General features: G+C 53.0%; 18 protein-coding genes and 1 pseudogene. 8 read left to right on the forward strand and 11 right to left on the reverse strand.

The window, feature by feature from the left end:
* Positions 1 to 105 precede the first annotated feature (105 nt).
* Positions 106 to 768, forward strand: a pseudogene (locus B6A39_RS17935) (ATP-binding protein); the annotation flags it as partial.
* Here B6A39_RS17935 and B6A39_RS17940 read toward each other — a convergent pair.
* A complete protein-coding gene (locus B6A39_RS17940; protein ID WP_083007657.1) occupies positions 765 to 1,733 on the reverse strand; it encodes an alpha/beta hydrolase in 969 nt (322 codons plus the stop codon). The pseudogene B6A39_RS17935 and the gene B6A39_RS17940 overlap by 4 nt on opposite strands.
* A gap of 206 nt (positions 1,734 to 1,939) precedes the next feature.
* On the opposite strand from B6A39_RS17940, the gene B6A39_RS17945 reads away from it, so the two are divergent.
* Together B6A39_RS17945 and B6A39_RS17950 are read left to right on the forward strand one after the other, a co-directional pair.
* Positions 1,940 to 4,114: a malate synthase G gene (locus B6A39_RS17945; RefSeq protein ID WP_083007658.1), complete on the forward strand. Its 2,175-nt coding sequence runs from the start codon at positions 1,940 to 1,942 to the stop codon at positions 4,112 to 4,114.
* Between the two features lie 67 nt (positions 4,115 to 4,181).
* Positions 4,182 to 4,616, forward strand: a complete 435-nt coding sequence (locus tag B6A39_RS17950; RefSeq protein ID WP_083007659.1) for a PaaI family thioesterase — start codon at positions 4,182 to 4,184, stop codon at positions 4,614 to 4,616.
* On the opposite strand, the gene B6A39_RS17955 is transcribed toward B6A39_RS17950, so the two are convergent.
* A complete protein-coding gene (locus B6A39_RS17955) occupies positions 4,613 to 4,990 on the reverse strand; it encodes a DUF423 domain-containing protein (RefSeq protein WP_083007660.1) in 378 nt (125 codons plus the stop codon). The genes B6A39_RS17950 and B6A39_RS17955 overlap by 4 nt on opposite strands.
* Before the next feature lie 177 nt (positions 4,991 to 5,167).
* On the opposite strand from B6A39_RS17955, the gene thiS reads away from it, so the two are divergent.
* The 3 genes from thiS to trmB are packed head-to-tail and all read left to right on the forward strand — an operon-like array spanning position 5,168 to position 7,006.
* Positions 5,168 to 5,389 (forward strand): sulfur carrier protein ThiS, encoded by a 222-nt coding sequence (gene thiS / locus B6A39_RS17960; RefSeq protein WP_009723207.1) that lies wholly within the window; start codon positions 5,168 to 5,170, stop codon positions 5,387 to 5,389.
* A 39-nt stretch (positions 5,390 to 5,428) separates the two neighbouring features.
* Complete coding sequence (locus B6A39_RS17965) at positions 5,429 to 6,223, forward strand: thiazole synthase (RefSeq protein ID WP_083007661.1); 795 nt, start codon at positions 5,429 to 5,431, stop codon at positions 6,221 to 6,223.
* 12 nt (positions 6,224 to 6,235) lie between these two features.
* Positions 6,236 to 7,006, forward strand: coding sequence for a tRNA (guanosine(46)-N7)-methyltransferase TrmB (gene trmB, locus B6A39_RS17970; protein WP_083007662.1), 771 nt, complete (start codon positions 6,236 to 6,238; stop codon positions 7,004 to 7,006).
* 30 nt (positions 7,007 to 7,036) lie between these two features.
* Here trmB and B6A39_RS17975 read toward each other — a convergent pair whose 3' ends face one another.
* Together B6A39_RS17975 and B6A39_RS17980 are read right to left on the reverse strand one after the other, a co-directional pair.
* The gene (locus tag B6A39_RS17975; RefSeq protein WP_083007663.1) at positions 7,037 to 8,038 is read right to left on the reverse strand and encodes a 2-hydroxyacid dehydrogenase; all 1,002 of its coding nucleotides are present in this window, start codon (positions 8,036 to 8,038) and stop codon (positions 7,037 to 7,039) included.
* A gap of 848 nt (positions 8,039 to 8,886) precedes the next feature.
* A complete protein-coding gene (locus B6A39_RS17980) occupies positions 8,887 to 9,801 on the reverse strand; it encodes an AEC family transporter (RefSeq protein ID WP_083007664.1) in 915 nt (304 codons plus the stop codon).
* Between the two features lie 106 nt (positions 9,802 to 9,907).
* On the opposite strand from B6A39_RS17980, the gene B6A39_RS17985 reads away from it, so the two are divergent.
* A complete protein-coding gene (locus tag B6A39_RS17985; RefSeq protein WP_083007665.1) occupies positions 9,908 to 10,411 on the forward strand; it encodes a hypothetical protein in 504 nt (167 codons plus the stop codon).
* A 5-nt stretch (positions 10,412 to 10,416) separates the two neighbouring features.
* Complete coding sequence (locus B6A39_RS17990) at positions 10,417 to 11,025, forward strand: SCO family protein (protein ID WP_083007666.1); 609 nt, start codon at positions 10,417 to 10,419, stop codon at positions 11,023 to 11,025.
* Between the two features lie 43 nt (positions 11,026 to 11,068).
* Here B6A39_RS17990 and B6A39_RS17995 read toward each other — a convergent pair whose 3' ends face one another.
* The 7 genes from B6A39_RS17995 to B6A39_RS18025 form a co-directional block, all read right to left on the reverse strand.
* Positions 11,069 to 12,118 carry a prolyl oligopeptidase family serine peptidase gene (locus B6A39_RS17995; protein ID WP_083007667.1) on the reverse strand — a complete coding sequence of 350 codons (1,050 nt, stop codon included), beginning with the start codon at positions 12,116 to 12,118 and terminating at the stop codon, positions 11,069 to 11,071.
* Positions 12,119 to 12,799, reverse strand: coding sequence for an FKBP-type peptidyl-prolyl cis-trans isomerase (locus tag B6A39_RS18000; protein WP_038479544.1), 681 nt, complete (start codon positions 12,797 to 12,799; stop codon positions 12,119 to 12,121).
* Between the two features lie 136 nt (positions 12,800 to 12,935).
* Positions 12,936 to 13,379 carry a universal stress protein gene (locus B6A39_RS18005; protein ID WP_009723217.1) on the reverse strand — a complete coding sequence of 148 codons (444 nt, stop codon included), beginning with the start codon at positions 13,377 to 13,379 and terminating at the stop codon, positions 12,936 to 12,938.
* Positions 13,380 to 13,400: 21 nt separating this feature from the next.
* Positions 13,401 to 14,684, reverse strand: coding sequence for a TRAP transporter large permease (locus B6A39_RS18010; protein ID WP_083007668.1), 1,284 nt, complete (start codon positions 14,682 to 14,684; stop codon positions 13,401 to 13,403).
* A 28-nt stretch (positions 14,685 to 14,712) separates the two neighbouring features.
* Positions 14,713 to 15,291 (reverse strand): TRAP transporter small permease, encoded by a 579-nt coding sequence (locus B6A39_RS18015; RefSeq protein WP_083007669.1) that lies wholly within the window; start codon positions 15,289 to 15,291, stop codon positions 14,713 to 14,715.
* A 294-nt stretch (positions 15,292 to 15,585) separates the two neighbouring features.
* Positions 15,586 to 16,632 carry a TRAP transporter substrate-binding protein gene (locus B6A39_RS18020; RefSeq protein ID WP_083007670.1) on the reverse strand — a complete coding sequence of 349 codons (1,047 nt, stop codon included), beginning with the start codon at positions 16,630 to 16,632 and terminating at the stop codon, positions 15,586 to 15,588.
* A 227-nt stretch (positions 16,633 to 16,859) separates the two neighbouring features.
* The gene (locus B6A39_RS18025; RefSeq protein WP_083007671.1) at positions 16,860 to 17,432 is read right to left on the reverse strand and encodes a TIGR02444 family protein; all 573 of its coding nucleotides are present in this window, start codon (positions 17,430 to 17,432) and stop codon (positions 16,860 to 16,862) included.
* Positions 17,433 to 17,460 lie beyond the last annotated feature (28 nt).

A 17,460-nucleotide genomic window follows, 5' to 3' on the forward strand; every position in this document is an offset into this window, starting at 1 on the left:
GTCGCAGCAATTGCTATTAATTCTGTCGCATTCAATCCTGCATAGACTACCATAATAGCCCGATATTACGTGCTGAGGGTCGCATTAATTGCTGAAAATGACAGAGGCTCAAAACCCAAACCAGGGGAAATCTCGCTTGCTCACCACGGCGTGCTGTTTTTAGACGAGCTGCCAGAGTTTTCGCGTAACGTCTTGGAAGTTTTACGGCAGCCACTAGAAACGGGGGAAATTCACCTCTCACGCGCCAGTCATGAACGCCGTTATCCGGCACAGTTTCAGCTCGTTGCCGCCATGAATCCCTGCCCCTGTGGCCACCTGGGGGACCCGCGCCAGCGCTGCCAGTGCAGTGCCAGCCAGATTCAGCGCTATCAGGCACGGCTTTCTGGCCCGCTGCTAGACCGCATTGACCTGCAAGTGGAAGTGCCCGCCCTTCCGCCCGAACAGCTCACCGCCCAAACTCAAGGTGAACCTTCCAGCGCCGTGCGCGAGCGGGTGATGGCCGCCCGAGAGCGGCAGATGGCGCGAGGTGCACTCAACAGCCAGCTTAGCGGCAAAGCCCTAGAAGCCGCCTGCGCGCTGAACGATGAAGAGCGCGCCTGGTTGGCAGGCGTGCTGGAAAAGCTCAAGCTCTCTGCCCGCGCCTATCACCGTGTTCTGCGGGTCGCGCTTACCCTGGCCGACCTACAAGGCGAACCCAAGCCCACTCAGCCACACTTTATCGAGGCTATCGGCTACCGGCAGTTGGATAGGCTGCTAAGGGGAGCCTAGTGCACATTTTCAACAAAGTTATCCAAGGCATCAAACAGCACTTGCCGAATCGGTTCGGCCTCGTTAACTAAGTGGTGCCGTGCTTCTGGGTGGCGGTAGATCTCAGCATTGGGAAACTTCTCCTCTAATACCGCCAAATTCCACTCCCAATCGACGGTAAGATCTTGCTCGCCCTGCAGAATAAGCGTCGGCAGCGGATTAGGTGACAACGCTAGCAAGCGCGGCATCCAACGTCGCATGGCAGTTATCCACGAAACGCTTAACCGTTCGGGCTGAAGCGGGTCTTGGTCGCGTAGAAACGCCGTAAACTGCTCATCAGTGGAATTGGGGCGATACTTGCGCGGCAACTCTTTTAAAAAAGGGCTCGCAATGAGGTGCAGCCAGCTAGACTGACTCCAACGCCAGGGGCGCACCAATGGCGCCAGCAGTACAATACCCGCCCAGCCTGCTGCCTCACGGCGGGTGAGCGCGTCGGTCGCCAAGATGGCCGCACCCGTACTCTGTCCGACCCCTAGCCACGGCTTAGGGGCCATACCCTGGCATTGCAATGTCGCCTGCAAATGCGCAAGGCAGTGCTGGTAGTCGTCAAAATCTTCAATGTCGGCACGTGGGCCGCTGGAAAGGCCGTGACCAGGAAGATCCCACAACACCACCCGCCACCCCTTGGCCAGCAGGCAACCGAGCAAATGGCGGTAAAGCCCTAAATGGTCAAAGTAGCCATGAATTACAAACGCAGTGCCCGTGGGGACAGGCGGGCTCCATACTTGGCACCAAAGAGCAAAGCGTCCAGTATCAATAAAACCCGCGTGCACTTCGCTGGTGTCGTTTAAAAGCGTTTCTAAGCCGTAGTGGCGAAAATAGTCATGCACAGCGTCCGTTAGCTCATCGCCCGGCCTAAGCCGGGAGAGCGATGATTCGCCTGCTGCTTGCCTAAACAAGCCTTCCAGGTGTTGGAAATTATGCATTAACGTCTCTCCGTGAACGCCACCTATCCATTGGCTGAATGACAGCGGAGACCACTACCGCTCTCATCATTTGGTCGAGCATTTTGCTGCTTTACGGCATCGGCTGTTTACATGCCAGCGCAGTTGTGGAAGTATTTTCCATAAATATATGTTTACCCTGACCGTGGCACGGTAATATCCCACGGGCATCTTTACAGGAGAACCCCATGAGCGAGCGTATCACGCGTCACCGTTTACAGGTGTCAGCAGACCTGGACCGTTTCATCAATGAGCAAGCATTACCAGGCACGGGTGTCGACGAAAACGCCTTTTGGGCCGGCGTTGACGCCCTCTTCCATGATTTGACACCGAAAAATCGCCAATTGCTTGAAGAACGCGACACGCTTCAAGAAAAACTGGATGTCTGGCACCGTGAAAATCCGGGCCCGGTTAGCGATATGCAGGCTTACCGCAGCTTCTTAAAAGATGCTGGTTACCTAGTGGATGCGCCGAATAGCGTTAAAACCACCACGGCTAATGTAGATCGCGAAGTCGCTGTTCAAGCAGGCCCGCAGTTGGTCGTGCCTGTGAGCAACGCCCGCTATGCGTTGAATGCCGCTAACGCCCGCTGGGGCAGCTTGTACGATGCTCTATACGGCACCGATGCGATTTCAGAAGAAGATGGCGCTGAGAAAGGCACCAGCTTCAACCCGAAGCGTGGCCAAAAAGTTATCGCCTATGCCCGCGGTGTGCTTGATCGTGCAGCCCCTCTGGCCACAGGCTCTCACCGCGATGCAGTGAAATACGCTATTCGTGACGGTCACTTGGTCGTTAGCCTGGAAGGCGGTCGCGAAACCGGCCTAAAAGATTCCGGCAAGCTGATCGGCTTTAACGGCGACGCATCTGCGCCAGAAGCAATCCTGCTTGCCAATAATGGCCTGCACCTGGAAATCCAGATCGACGACAGCCACTCGATCGGTAAAACCGACCCCGCTCACGTGAAAGACGTGGTGGTGGAAGCGGCGCTGACCGCAATTATGGATTGTGAAGACTCCGTTGCTGCTGTCGACTCTGAAGACAAAGTCGGTGTTTACAGCAACTGGCTTGGCCTGATGAAGGGCGATCTGGAAGAGAGCATCGACAAAGGCGGCAAAACCTTCAAGCGGACGCTGCACGCTGATCGTACTTGGCAAACCACCGATGGCAGCACCGTTAAACTGCCGGGTCGTTCGCTGATGTTCGTGCGCAACGTTGGCCATTTGATGACCACGCCTGCCATCCTAGACGAAAACGGCAACGAACTGCCGGAAGGTATCTTGGACGCAGTAGTGACCTCACTGCTGGCGCTGCACGACCTGAAAAAAGACGCCGATCAGCCGCGTAACTCACGCGCTGGCTCAGTGTATATCGTGAAACCGAAAATGCACGGGCCGAAAGAAGTAGCATTCGCCAACGAGCTGTTTGGTCGCGTTGAAGACATCTTGGGCATGAGCCGTGACACTCTGAAAATGGGCATCATGGATGAAGAGCGCCGCACTACCGTCAACTTGAAGGCGTGCATTGCTGAAGCGGCTTCTCGGGTTGTATTCATCAACACCGGTTTCCTTGACCGCACCGGTGATGAAATGCACACCGCCATGGAAGCAGGCCCGATGGTTCGCAAAGGCGATATGAAGAGCGCTGCGTGGATCACCGCCTACGAGAAGAACAACGTGCAGGTAGGCTTAGCCTGTGGCCTGCGTGGTCGTGCTCAAATCGGTAAAGGCATGTGGGCGATGCCGGATCTGATGCATAACATGCTAGAGCAGAAAATTGGCCACCCGAAAGCGGGTGCTAACACGGCATGGGTGCCCTCTCCAACGGCGGCTACGCTACATGCGCTTCACTATCACCAAGTCAACGTAACGGATGTACAGCGCGAGCTGGAAGCCCAGGGCGAACCCGATTTCTTGGATGACCTGCTCACCGTGCCAGTCGCCGAAAATGCCAACTGGTCGGATGAAGAGATTCAACAAGAGTTGGATAACAACTGCCAGGGCATTCTGGGCTACGTAGTGCGCTGGGTTGAGCACGGCGTGGGCTGCTCGAAAGTGCCAGACATTCATAACGTAGGCCTGATGGAAGACCGCGCTACGCTGCGTATTTCCAGCCAACATATTGCCAACTGGCTGCACCACGGCATTGTCGATGCGCCGCGAGTGGAAGAAACGCTTAAGCGTATGGCTAAAGTGGTTGATAAGCAGAACGCTGGCGACCCCACCTACACGGCCATGAGCGCCGACTTCGAAGGCTCAACCGCCTTTAAAGCAGCCTCTGACTTGGTGTTCAAAGGCCGCGTACAGCCTTCTGGCTACACCGAACCGCTACTTCACGCGTGGCGTCAGGTGCATAAGGCGAAGTAAGCCCGTTTTACGGTATCATCAGCCTCGAGGCGCATGCCTCGGGGCTTTTTTATAAAGGACAATAATAATGACCGTAATGACTGCCGAGCAGATTGAACACTTTTTAGATGAGGTGTTTCCCCAGCGGATGGGCAGAATTGAAAGCGTTGGTGCGATGAGTGCCACCCTGCGACTAACTATCGGTGAGCAACACCTTCGCCCTGGCCCCAGGGTGTCTGGTCCGACCATGATGGGCTTTGCTGATGTGGCATTGTATGTGGCCATTTTGGCACAAATAGGCCCCGAAGCCATGGCGGTCACCAGTGACTTAAACTGCCATTTCTTACGTGCGGCCTCTGGCGAACACGATATTGTTGCTCACGCCAAACTCATTAAGTTAGGCCGCCGTTTAGCGGTAGGCGAAGTGCAGATTTTCTCTGTCAGCGATGACACTAAGCCGGTTGCGCACATTACCGCGAGCTATGCGCTGCCAGACAGCCCAACTGGCCAACCACCGCGCTAACGGCTGAGCAGCGCAGTGACGGCTAAGCCTAACCAGCCTGCCATCAACAGCAAACCACCGATGGGCGTTACAATACCAACGCTAAGCCCTACTAGGGCCATTAGGTAAAGTGAGCCCGAAAATGCGGTGATACCCAACGCCCATAGCGCTAGCACGATGCGCTGTCCTGGCTGAGGGCACTGGCTGCGCCAAGCCAGCACCGCTAACATGGCCAACGTATGCCACGCTTGGTAACGCACGCCAGTTTCAACGATGTCGACCATGGCAGCAGTGGTACGCGATGCCAACCCATGAGCCGCATAGGCCCCTAGTATCACCATTAACGCCCCTGAGAGGGCTACTAAACACCACCAGGGTTTGTCTGCTCGCTGCATGCGTTACTCCTGTTTATAAATACTCATTATAAGTACTTGAGATAAGTGCTTGAGATAAGTACTCGACATACGCACTCGATGTTTCACTGACATGATTCACGTTGTTACATACCTTGAGCGGTACGAAACCGCTACAATAGACAATGTTTTGCCTCACCGAATGGGACACTTACCGTTATGCCTACTCCTAATGAGTCGATACAACTGACGCTCAATGGCGAATCGCATACGCTGGCAGCTGGCCTTAGCGCCGCTGATCTGATTGAGCAATTAGGCCTGACCGGGCGCCGTATCGCTGTGGAAATTAACGAACAGATCGTGCCCAAAAGCCAGCTTGCTCAAACGCATTTAGCCAATGGCGACCAGATAGAAGTCGTTCACGCCATCGGCGGCGGCTAGCGTAGCCCATCACCGTTTTTGCTTTCAAAAGGAACCGCTATGACGCCACTGACTGATACACCGTTTACCGTTGCTGGGCGCGAGTTCAGCTCCCGCCTGCTCGTGGGTACTGGCAAATACAAAGACTTTACTGAGACTGGCGCGGCCATTGCACAAAGCGGCGCGGAAATTGTCACCTTTGCCGTGCGCCGCACCAACTTAGGTCAAGATGCCGACGCGCCTAACCTTCTCGATGTCATTTCCCCTCAACGCTACACCTTGTTGCCCAACACCGCTGGCTGCTACAACGCCAAAGACGCCGTGCGCACCTGCCGCTTGGCGCGTGAGCTACTGGACGGCCATAACCTGGTCAAGCTGGAAGTGCTCGGCGACGATCACACCCTCTATCCCAATGTGGTCGAGACGCTAAAAGCCGCTGAGACACTGTTGGCTGATGGCTTTGACGTCATGGTGTACACCAGTGATGACCCTATTGTGGCACGTGAACTAGAAGCCATGGGTTGCTGCGCCATCATGCCGCTAGGTTCGCTGATTGGCTCGGGGCATGGCATTCAAAACCCGCATAATGTACGCCTGATTGTTGAGCAAAGCAGTGTGCCCGTGTTGGTCGATGCGGGCATCGGCACCGCTTCTGACGCTGCCATGGCCATGGAGCTGGGGTGTGACGGCGTACTGCTCAACACAGCGATTGCTCACGCCCGCGACCCGTTGCGTATGGCTAACGCCATGAAGCTTGCCGTAGAAGCTGGCCGCGATGCCTTCTTAGCAGGCCGTATGCCTCGCCGCCAGAGCGCCGACCCCTCTTCGCCTTTTGCAGGCCGAATTAACGGCTGATACAGAGACACCATGACCGATACGAACGACACTACGCCTGAAAGCAACGCTGCTGGCGCTGAGAGCAACACCACAGGCCCTGAAAATGCTGATGCCCCGCTACACCGGCGGGGGATTAAGAGCTACGTGATTCGCGCAGGGCGCATGACCCCAGCGCAAAGCCGGGGCTTAGAAGACGTTTGGCCACGTTTAGGACTGACGATTGCCGATGGGCGTCAGGATCTGGACACCCTATTTGGCCGCCAAGCGCCACGCGTGGTGGAAATTGGCTTTGGTATGGGTAACTCACTCATCGAGCAAGCCGAACGCCACCCAGATACTGACTTTATCGGTATTGAGGTTCACGCGCCTGGTGTGGGCAAGCTGCTAGACGAGGTAGATAAACGCGGCTTAACCAACCTGCGCGTTTACCGCGAAGATGCCTTAGCGGTGCTGGAGCAGTGTCTACCTGAAGACTCATTAACCACGCTACAGCTATTTTTCCCCGATCCCTGGCCGAAAAAGAAGCACCACAAGCGGCGTATTGTGCAGCCTGCGTTTGTTGAACTAATTCGTACGCGCTTAAAACCTGGCGGCACCTTCCACATGGCGACCGACTGGGAAGCCTATGCCGAGTGGATGGCCGAGGTCATGGACGCCGCACCCGGCTATGCGAATACCGCCAGCGCCGACACAGCACCCTACGTTCCGCGTCCCGACTTTCGCCCGCTAACTAAGTTTGAAGCCCGCGGCGAGAAACTTGGCCACGGCGTATGGGATTTGATTTACCGCCGTGACGTTTAAACACAGCGATTAAAGATAGCTCAGCGTCGTTTACGTTCGCTTATCGTAAACGACGCGATGCAGCGTACCGCTACCGCTTTCAAAGGCATCAATATTCGCCACTGTGGTCTCGGCGATATTGGTCAGCGCCTCGGTGGTAAAGAATGCCTGGTGGCCGGTAATCAGCACGTTGTGAAAGGTCGTCAGGCGCATGAACTGATCATCGTCGATCACACCATGAGACAAGTCTTCGAAGAACAGCTGCTCCTCCTCTTCGTAAACATCTAGCCCTAAGCGGCCAATTTTGCCGCTTTTCAGACCAGCGATCACCGCCGGGGTATCGACCACTCGGCCGCGGCCAGTGTTGATCAACATGACACCCTGCTTCATTTGCGCGATGGCATCGGCGTTAATCAGGTGATCAGTATCGGGTGTTAATGGGCAGTGTAGCGAAATAATATCTGCTTGAGCATAAAGCGACTCAACCGGCACGTACTCCACAAACGGCTCGGCATTCGGGTTTGGTAAAGGATCGCTGGCAACTACTCGGCAGCCAAAGCCATGCATGATATTGGCAAAGATCAAGCCAATCTGCCCAGTACCAATCACGCCCACGGTTTTGCCATGCAGATCGGACCCCAGCAGGCCATCCAGGGCAAAGTTGCCCTCGCGCACTCGGTTGTAAGCGCGGTAGGTCATGCGGTTCAGGCTTAACACTAGGGCCACTGCGTGCTCTGCTACGGCATAAGGTGAATAAGCAGGCACCCGCACTACGGTAATTCCCAGCCGCTCAGCCGCCGCCAAGTCAACATGGTTAAAGCCCGCCGAGCGCAGTGCTACCAATCGTGTGCCGCTAGTGTGTAGCTGCTCCAGAACGTCCGCATACAAATGGTCATTTACAAAAGCACATACAGCTTCAAACCCCTTCGCGAGAGGCGCCGTATCAACGGTCAAGCGCGCATCAAAAAAGCTTAATTCGTGTCGATTCGCGGCATTAGCACGAGTAAGAAAGGTTTCGTCATAAGGCTTAGCGCTAAAAACGGCAACGCGCATGGCATTTCTCCTGGCTCTGGATAGATGATCAGCATAGGCAATTTGCCTATTGTCTGCCTAAACGTCAGAAGAGGTATTCACCGAGATCAAAGAAAGATGCCGCTAAAAGGAGTAAAGCCGCTCCAAGCGGGAGCGGCAAAAGACCGTGACTAGCAAGGAAAGAGGAACAATGACAGGAAACTGGCGCTGATTTTTGAAATAGCGTCGTGGTTGCCAATCTTTCAGCAAACACGGGCACTAGAAAAAAGAAAGCCGCTCCAAGGGAGCGGCAAAAGACCGTGACTAGCAATGAGAGGGAGAAACTATGACAGGAAACTGGCGCTGATTTTTGAAATAGCGTCGTGGTTGCCAATCTTTCAGCAAACACGGGCACTAGAGAAAAGAAAGCCGCTCCAAGGGAGCGGCAAAAGACCGTGACTAGCAATGAGAGGGAGAAACCATGACAGGAAACTGGCGCTGATTTTTGAAATAGCGTCGTGGTTGCCAATCTTTCAGCAAACACGGGCACTAGAAAAAAAGAAAGCCGCTCCAAGGGAGCGGCAAAAGACCGTGACTAGCAATGAGAGGGAGAAACCATGACAGGAAACTGGCGCTGATTTTTGAAATAGCGTCGTGGTTGCCAATCTTTCAGCAAACACGGGCACTAGAAAAAAGAAAGCCGCTCCAAGGGAGCGGCAAAAGACCGTGACTAGCAATGAGAGGGAGAAACCATGACAGGAAACTGGCGGTTTCTGTCGTGGTTGCCAACGTCTCATCAAACGCTGACAATCACAATATAATCATTCTCATTTACCCCGTCAACCTAAATGCGAATACTTTTTATTTATTTTTAAGACAGTTTTTTTACACTAGCCCACTAACTGCAACCAGACGGGCAACGTCAGCATCGCTAACAGCGTCTGGCCGGTAATAATTGCCGCCATAAGCTCTGCATCACCTCCCAACTGCCGAGCAAGAATGTAAGCAGATGTGGCGGTAGGCAGCGCTGCAAACAGCAACGCCACATCACGACTGATAGGGTCCAGCCCCACCAGCCACGCTAATAACAGCACCACCGCAGGCATTAACAACAGCTTGATGCTATTCGTCGCTATCACGCCACGATCCAGCCGTAACAGTGCTGCAGGGCGCAGCGCCACTCCCACGGCAATGAGCCCTAGCGGCAGCGCCGCACCACCCAATAGCCCTACTGTATCCTTGCTCCAACCGGGCAAGCCAACACCCGAAAGATTGAGCCCGATACCTGCTAGGCAGGACAAAATCAGTGGATTTTTAGCCAGTGCGAGGGCACTTTGGCCAAGGCTTCCACTGCCCAGCGTACCTGCCGCGACAAAGCTTGCGACACACATTACGTTCACCACCGGTACCATGAGTGCCACCGCCACAGCGGCGGTAGTCGCCCCCATGCTGCCATGTAGCGCCGCGGCTCCCGCGACGCCCACGTAGGTGTTAAAGCGAACGGCACCTTGGAACACCGACGTGAACGCCGCAGGCGTTAAGCCAAGGTAACCACGACAGCGCCATAACAACAGACCCAAAACCCCCATAGTGCCGAGCAATACCAACGCGATGCGTCCAACCGGCACTTGGCTGACATCAGCAGTAGCCAGCGTACCTATCAGCATTGCTGGAAATAGCACAAAGTAGATCAGACGCTCCATTTGCGGCCAGAACGTAGCACTTGGCCAACGGCCATAGCCAATGGCAGCGCCCAGCAAAATCAATAAAAACAGTGGCCCAAGTGCGCCAGTAATGCTCTCCATTGTTATTCCTTGTTAACTGCGACATCCCAGCACAGCGACATCCGTGCGATTACTGTTACCATGAAACTAACTTCCACCTTACGGCCTGCGTAGTGACTATTCTGCCATGAAGAACTTGCCTAAACCTGTCTACTTCACGGGTTTTCCAGCACTAAAAGTGCTTATCCTCATCACTGGCATCTCACTGGCCGCCTGCACGTGGTACGTTTTCGCCAATTGGCTACGTGATGATGGTGATATTGCATGGTTTACACCGGATGCCGACTGCAATCTACACACCAGCACGTGCTCGGCAGTTCTGGGGGATAAAGGCCGCCTAACACTGACCGTTGATGCCGATGGCCGTATCGACGCGCTGGATATTCTGCCACTGGATGTAGAAGTAGAGGGCCTCAACCCAAGCCATGTGACGGTCGACTTTATTGGGCGTGATATGGATATGGGCTTACACCGTTTTGGATTAACCGCTACTGCACCCGGGCACTTTCATGGCCAAGGGCAAGTCGGTATCTGCACGCAAGACGTGATGCCCTGGCGGGCGCGGGTTATCCTGGAAACACCGGAAGGAAAGTTGGGCAGTTGGTTCGACTTTGACGTGATTAGGAGTTAGTACGCATGGCCGCTAAACCAAACAATCGTAAAGCACTCTGGCTAGGACTAGTGCTGATACTTGTCTTGCTGACCATTTCGGCTATCGGCCTTTACCAGTTTGCCTTCCAGCCTAACAGTGACGACGTGACGGGGGGGCCGATAGAAATGCCCTCTACCCAAGGTGATTTCTCTCTCTCCCAGCTAGATAAAGACGACATTGCGATTGTTTCATTTGGCTACACCTACTGCCCAGATGTTTGCCCAATGAATCAGGCCGTTAAACGCCAGGCATTGGCCCAGCTAAGCGACGCACAGCGCGAACGCGTGGTGCCGATAATGATAACGGTTGACCCTGAACGCGATACGCTGCCACGCATGGAAGAGTATATGCAGTTCTTTGGTGATGCGTTTATCGGCTTGGTGGGCAGTCAAGAGCAGCTTGAAGATGTAGCAGCACGCTATGGCGTTATTTGGCGGCGAGTAGAGGCACCCGATTCAGCCATGGCCTACACCATTGACCATAGCGCTTCGCTTTTCTTGGTTAACCGTAAAGGTGAGATTTTGCAGAGAGTGCTCTACTCCCCAGCACCACACGGCTTAGTGTCAGCGCTGGAGAATGAACTAGATAGCTAGGACCAACTGAAAATCTGAGTTTATCGTTTAGGCGGTCCCGGGGTTAAGGTGTGCTTTGTAGGTGATCAAGCATTGCCATTAGCGCTCTGGCTTGAGTGCCATCACGCGTGTCATGCAACGGATTGAGTTGCCACGTACTTTCGGCAAAGCCCCACCAATCCCAGCACCCCTGCGGATTAGCCATGCTACTTTCCGCCTGTGGGTACAACACCACTTGTCCATGGTCTGCTGCCCAACGGTTCAAACCACTGTGACGTACAAACGTATCGCCAATGGCTTCAACGCTCATTTGACAACCATGCAAAGCTATTGTGACAGGGCACCCTCCCGCTTCACACGCCTCGGGAATAAATAGATACCCCACATCAGCCAAGCCTTTAACCGCGTACTCCGACTGATCAAAGGCAATCACTTCGCCCTCGCTAGCATTAGCCTCACGCTCAGGGTAAAGCCATGAAAGCATATCGCCAGCCACATTCTCATCACAGGCAAGCACATGACTGCCCCCGCCCTGGCGACAGCCACCAAGTGCCTGGGGGCTAGCACTGGCCTGCTTCGGCAATTTTATGGGCCAGCCATGACCTGTGTTCTCACTGCTTACGAAACGCAGCTGCTCAGAAGATGCCAGCCAGCGCTGCCACTGTTCTGCCAACAAGCTACCCAGCTCAGGAGACACCGTGTCATCTTCATCACCGTGCCATACATAGGCACGCAGTTGGCTTAACGCGTCGCGCTCACCCACCTGCTCAAGTGACTCGTAACGCTCGCGCCGACGATCCAGCTCATCCAAGGAAGGCAACCCCCGGCGAGTGCTCATACACTGGTTAAGGGCCAAACTGAGCGCGCCCTGGGCACAGCTCCAAGGCCCCGCCGCTAATACACCTACGCCACTAAAGCGCTCTGGCCAAGCAACCGCCAACTGTGCAGCCATGTAGCCGCCAGAAGAGACACCTACCACGCTAGCATGATCGCTCGCTGCGCTGAGTGCAGGTAAATCACCAGGCACGTCCTCTGCTTCAGCCTGAACAACCGTGCTGCCTAACAGTAAAAGCGCGCCAACAAGGCAAGATGTAGAAACGGCGGAACGTATCATTTACTCAACGCCTAACAGTTCAACGCGGAACGTCAGCATCTCATTCGGGCCAATCGGGCCTTGACCACCTTCCCCATACGCCAGCTCAGCAGGGATATATAGCATCCAGCTATCGCCTACGCTCATCAGTTGAAGCGCCTCCTGCCAGCCTTCGATGACCTGGTTTACCTGGAAACTCACCGGCTGACCGCGCTCAAAGGAACTGTCGAATACGGTGCCATCCAGCAGCATGCCTTCATAATTCACTTCTACGGTGTCTTCTGCGCCTGGAGTTGCGCCGTCGCCGGACTCAAGCACTTCATACTGCAAGCCAGATTCAGTCACTTCAACTTCTTCACGCTCAGCATTTTCCGCTAGGTAAGCCTGGCCTTCCTCTAGATTAAGCTGAGCAATTTCAGCGGCTTCTTGCTCGCGCTCCGCCATAGAACGCTCTTGGAAAGCGACCAGCGCCTCCATCATTTCTTCTTCGCTTAACGCCAACTCCTTGCCATCAAAGACATCGCGCATGCCGTCCGTAAATGTATCTAGATCGAGGTCTTCAATATCAGCCTGCATGCTCTCGCCTAGAGTGACGCCTAAGCTATAGGCAAGACGCTGTTCGTCGGTTTCAGGCGCCGCTGCAGCAAAAGGAGCAACCAGTAACAAACTCGCCAAGGCGGTGGAAGAAAACAATGCTTTCATGTAAAAAAACCTTATCCAGCGGCGCAACGCGCCAAATGTTTGAGTAGCTCAAAGACTAACACCCGCCACCTCAGGCTGCATTACCTGAGAAGGCGGGTGTTAGTGAGACCGCTATTAAGTTCAGTAGTTTGGTGTCTTAAACGACCAATGTGGGACAGTGTGCCGCACCCGCCACCCGTTGGGAGACACTGCCCAACAACAAGTTCTTCTCGCCGTTGGTTCCTTGAGCACCAATCACGATTAAATCGCACTCCCGTTTACGGGCAAAGCGCACAATGGTTCGTGAGGGGCGCCCGCCTTTCACAAACGCCCTTATTCGCGCGCTGTCCGCCCCCATCTCTATGGCATAGGACTTGGCGTGGACTGCAATTTCCGTGGCGTACTCTTTCAGTGCATCATCGGGCAAATCAAGTTTATTCGGCCGCACCATGGAAAGCGATGCTTCCAATAAGCTGTGGTGCTTAAAGACACACAGCAAATAAAGCTCTGCACCGGTAAGCATATGCAGGCCAACCGCTTTATCCAGCGCCTTAATCGCCCCTTTTGAGCCATCTACGGGAATTAAAATGCGATTAAACATCCGCGATCTCCTTGTGACTGCTTAGCGGAAGGCAACATCACGCAAAAACAGCGCAATCTGCGGGAACATGATCAGCAGCGCTGCCGCTAGAATCAGCATAAAGATAAAGGGCGGTGTGCCTTTGATAACTTCCCAGTAAGGCCGCTTAAAGATTGCAATCGCGGTGAATATATCGCACCCAAAGGGCGGCGTCGCCGAGCCTATCGCTACTTGTAGCGTGATCAAAATACCCACTAGCACAGGGTCGAGGCCGGTCGCTGCAATCGCTGGCGCAAAAATGGGTGTTAGCACCAAAATGACCACAATTGGGTCAACAAACATACAGGCGACAAAGAAGGAGATACAGATTGCAATCAGCACACCTGTAGGCCCAGCCTCATTGACACCTACTGCTTCCAGAATCATTTGCGGAATCTGTGCGAACGAGATTATCCAGGAGAACCCATTACCAACAGCGACCAATATAAACACTACTGCGGTAATTAAACCGGTGGATTTAGCAATCGCATAAATATCGTTCATCTTGAGCGAACGGAATACCACAAACTCAAGCAATACGGCATATAGCACACAGGCTGCGGCTGCTTCCGTCGGGCTAAAAATACCACCATAGATACCGCCAACAATTATGACGGGAAAACCTAGCGGCCATAGTGCTTTTTGTACGGCTACAGCGCGCTCTTTCCAGCTAGCGCGGGGCTCAGTAGGCACGCCTTTTACCACGGCATAAATAATGCAATATATTGAGAACATAAACAGGATTAAAAGCCCTGGCCCAATACCCGCGATAAACAGCTCACCAATAGATGTTCCTGAAATAACCCCATAAATAATCATGCCAATACTTGGGGGTATCAAAAAGGCAATGTCACTCGCGTTAATGATCAATGCCAGTGTAAAGGGGTCTGAGTAGCCCGCTTTCAACATTTTGGGTCGCAGCGGTGAACCCACTGCTACTACGGTTGCCTGAGTAGAGCCAGAAACCGCGCCAAACAGCGTACAGGAAGCCGCTGTACTGACCGCAAGACCACCTTTGATATGGCCTATAAAGGACATCACCATATCAATTAAGCGATTGGCCGACTGCCCTCGAGTCATGACATCTGCCGCCAATATAAACATTGGCACCGCAATCAGCGAAGCAGGCCGAATACCTGCCATCATCTGTTGGATCAACGTATCCATTTGGCCGAAGCCGTTAAACATCATATAAAAACCGATCACCGCGGCGGTAATCAGCGGGATCATCATAGGAAAGCCCAGCAGCAGCAGGGCAATCATGGTGACTACCATTATCGTCGTCATAGCGTTCCCCTAGGGTGCAAGCCCTGCTTTACACTTCTGTTTCGGTGTCTTTGTAACCGTCGACTACCCCTGTCGAGAGATATACATCCCGAGAGGTAAGGTTTTTAATTGCCGTTAATAGGTACTGAATGCCCGTAATTAAGAACCCCATAGGCACCCAGACGTAAATGATCCAAATAGGCAACCCGAGCGATGGCAACACGCGACCTTTACTTTGAAGGTCGAGGATGTAAACCACGGAGTAGTACAGCAGGAAAAACATAACAAGGGAGGTAAATAACGATATACCTATCATCAGCACCTTACGCCCCCCGACGGGCAAGGCATCATAGATGGCTGACATACGTATATGGCGGCCGTGGCGAGCAGCGTAGCCGATACCCGCAAAAGTAATCATAATGATTAAAATACGGTTTAATTCACCTGAAAACATAATGCTATTACCAAATACAAAGCGGGCAATAACATTGGTGACCGTATTCAGCGCCATTAGCAAAACCCCCACCGCCAGTATGACTGACTCGATTTTGCTAATTGCAGTGTCGATCACGCCTAGTATGCCAGGCAAGCTAGAGCTGTAATTCTTTTCGGATTCTTCTTCGGTCATGGCCGATCTCCTCTTATGCAGCGTGGCAGCTAACTATTCAAAACCTAGTGCCTCTTCCTTCACTGACCACCGAACGGAGCGTGTCCGGCCTTACTCATTTTGTAGCGTAACGGTTAATAACTCTTTCCGCTTCAACGCTGGATGTACGTAAATTTTTCTGTCTTTTACGCACGGTAACGCGCTTTTTTTGTTAGATGGCTGTCAGCATCGGGTAAGCGTATAAAAATAAAAAAGGGGGCAGCGCTGGCTGCCCCCTGGTGTTTTACCGTTAAAACGAGTGTACTAAACGGAGAGTTACTCGTTAGTGACGGCTTCGAGATCAGCTTTGAACTGCTCAAGCAATTCAGAACCTTTATCGCCCGTCATTTCTAAGAAGGCTTCTTCAACCTGAGGAGCACGGTCACGGAAAGCTTGGATTTGTTCTTCATCCAAACGTGTCACAGTGACTTCATCCGAAGCTTCCTGGATTTTAGCTAATGCCTCGTCGGCTAGGCCTTTAATGTGCTCGATTGTGTGATCATAAGCAGCATCAGACGCCTCCTGCACTAGCTCCTTATCTTCATCAGACAAGCCTTCATAGAAGTCTTGGTTAGCCATCATGGCGGTAGTGAACCAGCCATGGCCTGTGAAGGTAAGATGCGGTGACACTTCATATAAACCGCCGGACTCAATCCAGAAAATCGGGTTTTCTTGACCATCGATAATACCGGTTTGCAGGCCACCATATACTTCGCCCCACGGCAGCGGCGTTGGTGTTGCACCAAAGGCATCATACGTTTCTGAAAGCAATGGGTTCGTCATGGTACGAATTTTCTTATTATTCATATCTTCCGGCGAGCTAATCGGCTCGTCGGTGGTAACGACCATTTCACCTTCAGGGTACATCTTCAGTAGCTCAAGGCCTTGTTCGGCGTAGAGCTCAGGGAACATCTCGTTAATGGCCTTACTCTCATCGAAGAAAGTGAGGACGGTTTCTTCATCTGTTGGTAACAAATAAGGGATAAAGAAGATTTGCGCTTCTGGGATAAGAGAACCCGTGAACCCAGGCGACTGGTTGACAAACTGAAGAATGCCGTTTTGGGTCTGCTCCATGATGTCGTCAGACTCACCTAACTCACCGAAACGGTAAACCTGAACGGTATGATCTGAATTCTCTTCGATATATTCTTTGAATGCGTAAGCGAACACATCTTGGACATCGCCTTCGTACTCTTCGTGGGCGTAACGCCAGTTATCTGCTTGAGCGGCTGCGCTGAGACCAAATAGTAGTGCACCAATGCTCGCCGTTGTCATTAACTTAGTCGTTACTGAACGAGTCGAAATTAACTTGCTTGCCTTCATGCAGAGTTCCCCTAGCAGTGGTAAGCGCGCTATGCGAGTGCGCCAGTACTTAATTTTTGTATAAAGCGTGCCGCTCTCAAACGCTCTGTTAGTTGTCAGTAGCTTTAGAGTAACTATTCATAAAAGCATCCTTCATAAAGCATGTTTTCTTGAATACATTTAGAAACAGTTACACATGCAATAACAACCTTAAAACACGCGTTATTCAAAAATAGCTTAATTTCAGGCTAGCGCGGTCGCTCGTAGCGGTCAAGCTGTGTCGCAAGCATATTAAGTGCCTCCCTGACGTTCTCGCGCTCGGGTGACACAGCCACCTGATCAAATGCAAGAGCATCGTAAAACAGCTTACTTTGCAGCCATTGTGCAACATCTTGCTTACTTATAGCGCAGTTTGTTAATCGCTGGTTATGTTTAGACGCTTGCAATATCCAGTGCTGCCAGCGTTGAAGATTCTCACGCTCAGCTTGAAGTTCGGCCTGCTGAAGCGTCTTTCGCAACTCAGCAATATCCTTATTCATGGCAGCTTGGGGCTTAAGGTCGCGACGCAATTGGCGCAAAACAGCCGTGACCGATTGCTGCCAACGCTCGCGCGCTTTGCGCTCCACTGCCAGCGCCCGGGGTGATGCCTGAAGACCGTGCTGATAGAGCCAGCCGTGCACTAAAAGCTCACACACATCCACCTCTGCACTGTCCTGCAGAATAAGACATGCTTGCTCGACCCCGGGTTGGGCATAAAACGTCAGTGCAAAATCCCACAGCGGAGCCTGCTGTAAGCGCTGGAATCGGTTAGAATCGAACATTGATTTACTCACTTTTTCGGGAGAATGC

The sequence above is a fragment of the Halomonas sp. GT genome (assembly GCF_002082565.1).
Lineage (GTDB): Bacteria > Pseudomonadota > Gammaproteobacteria > Pseudomonadales > Halomonadaceae > Vreelandella.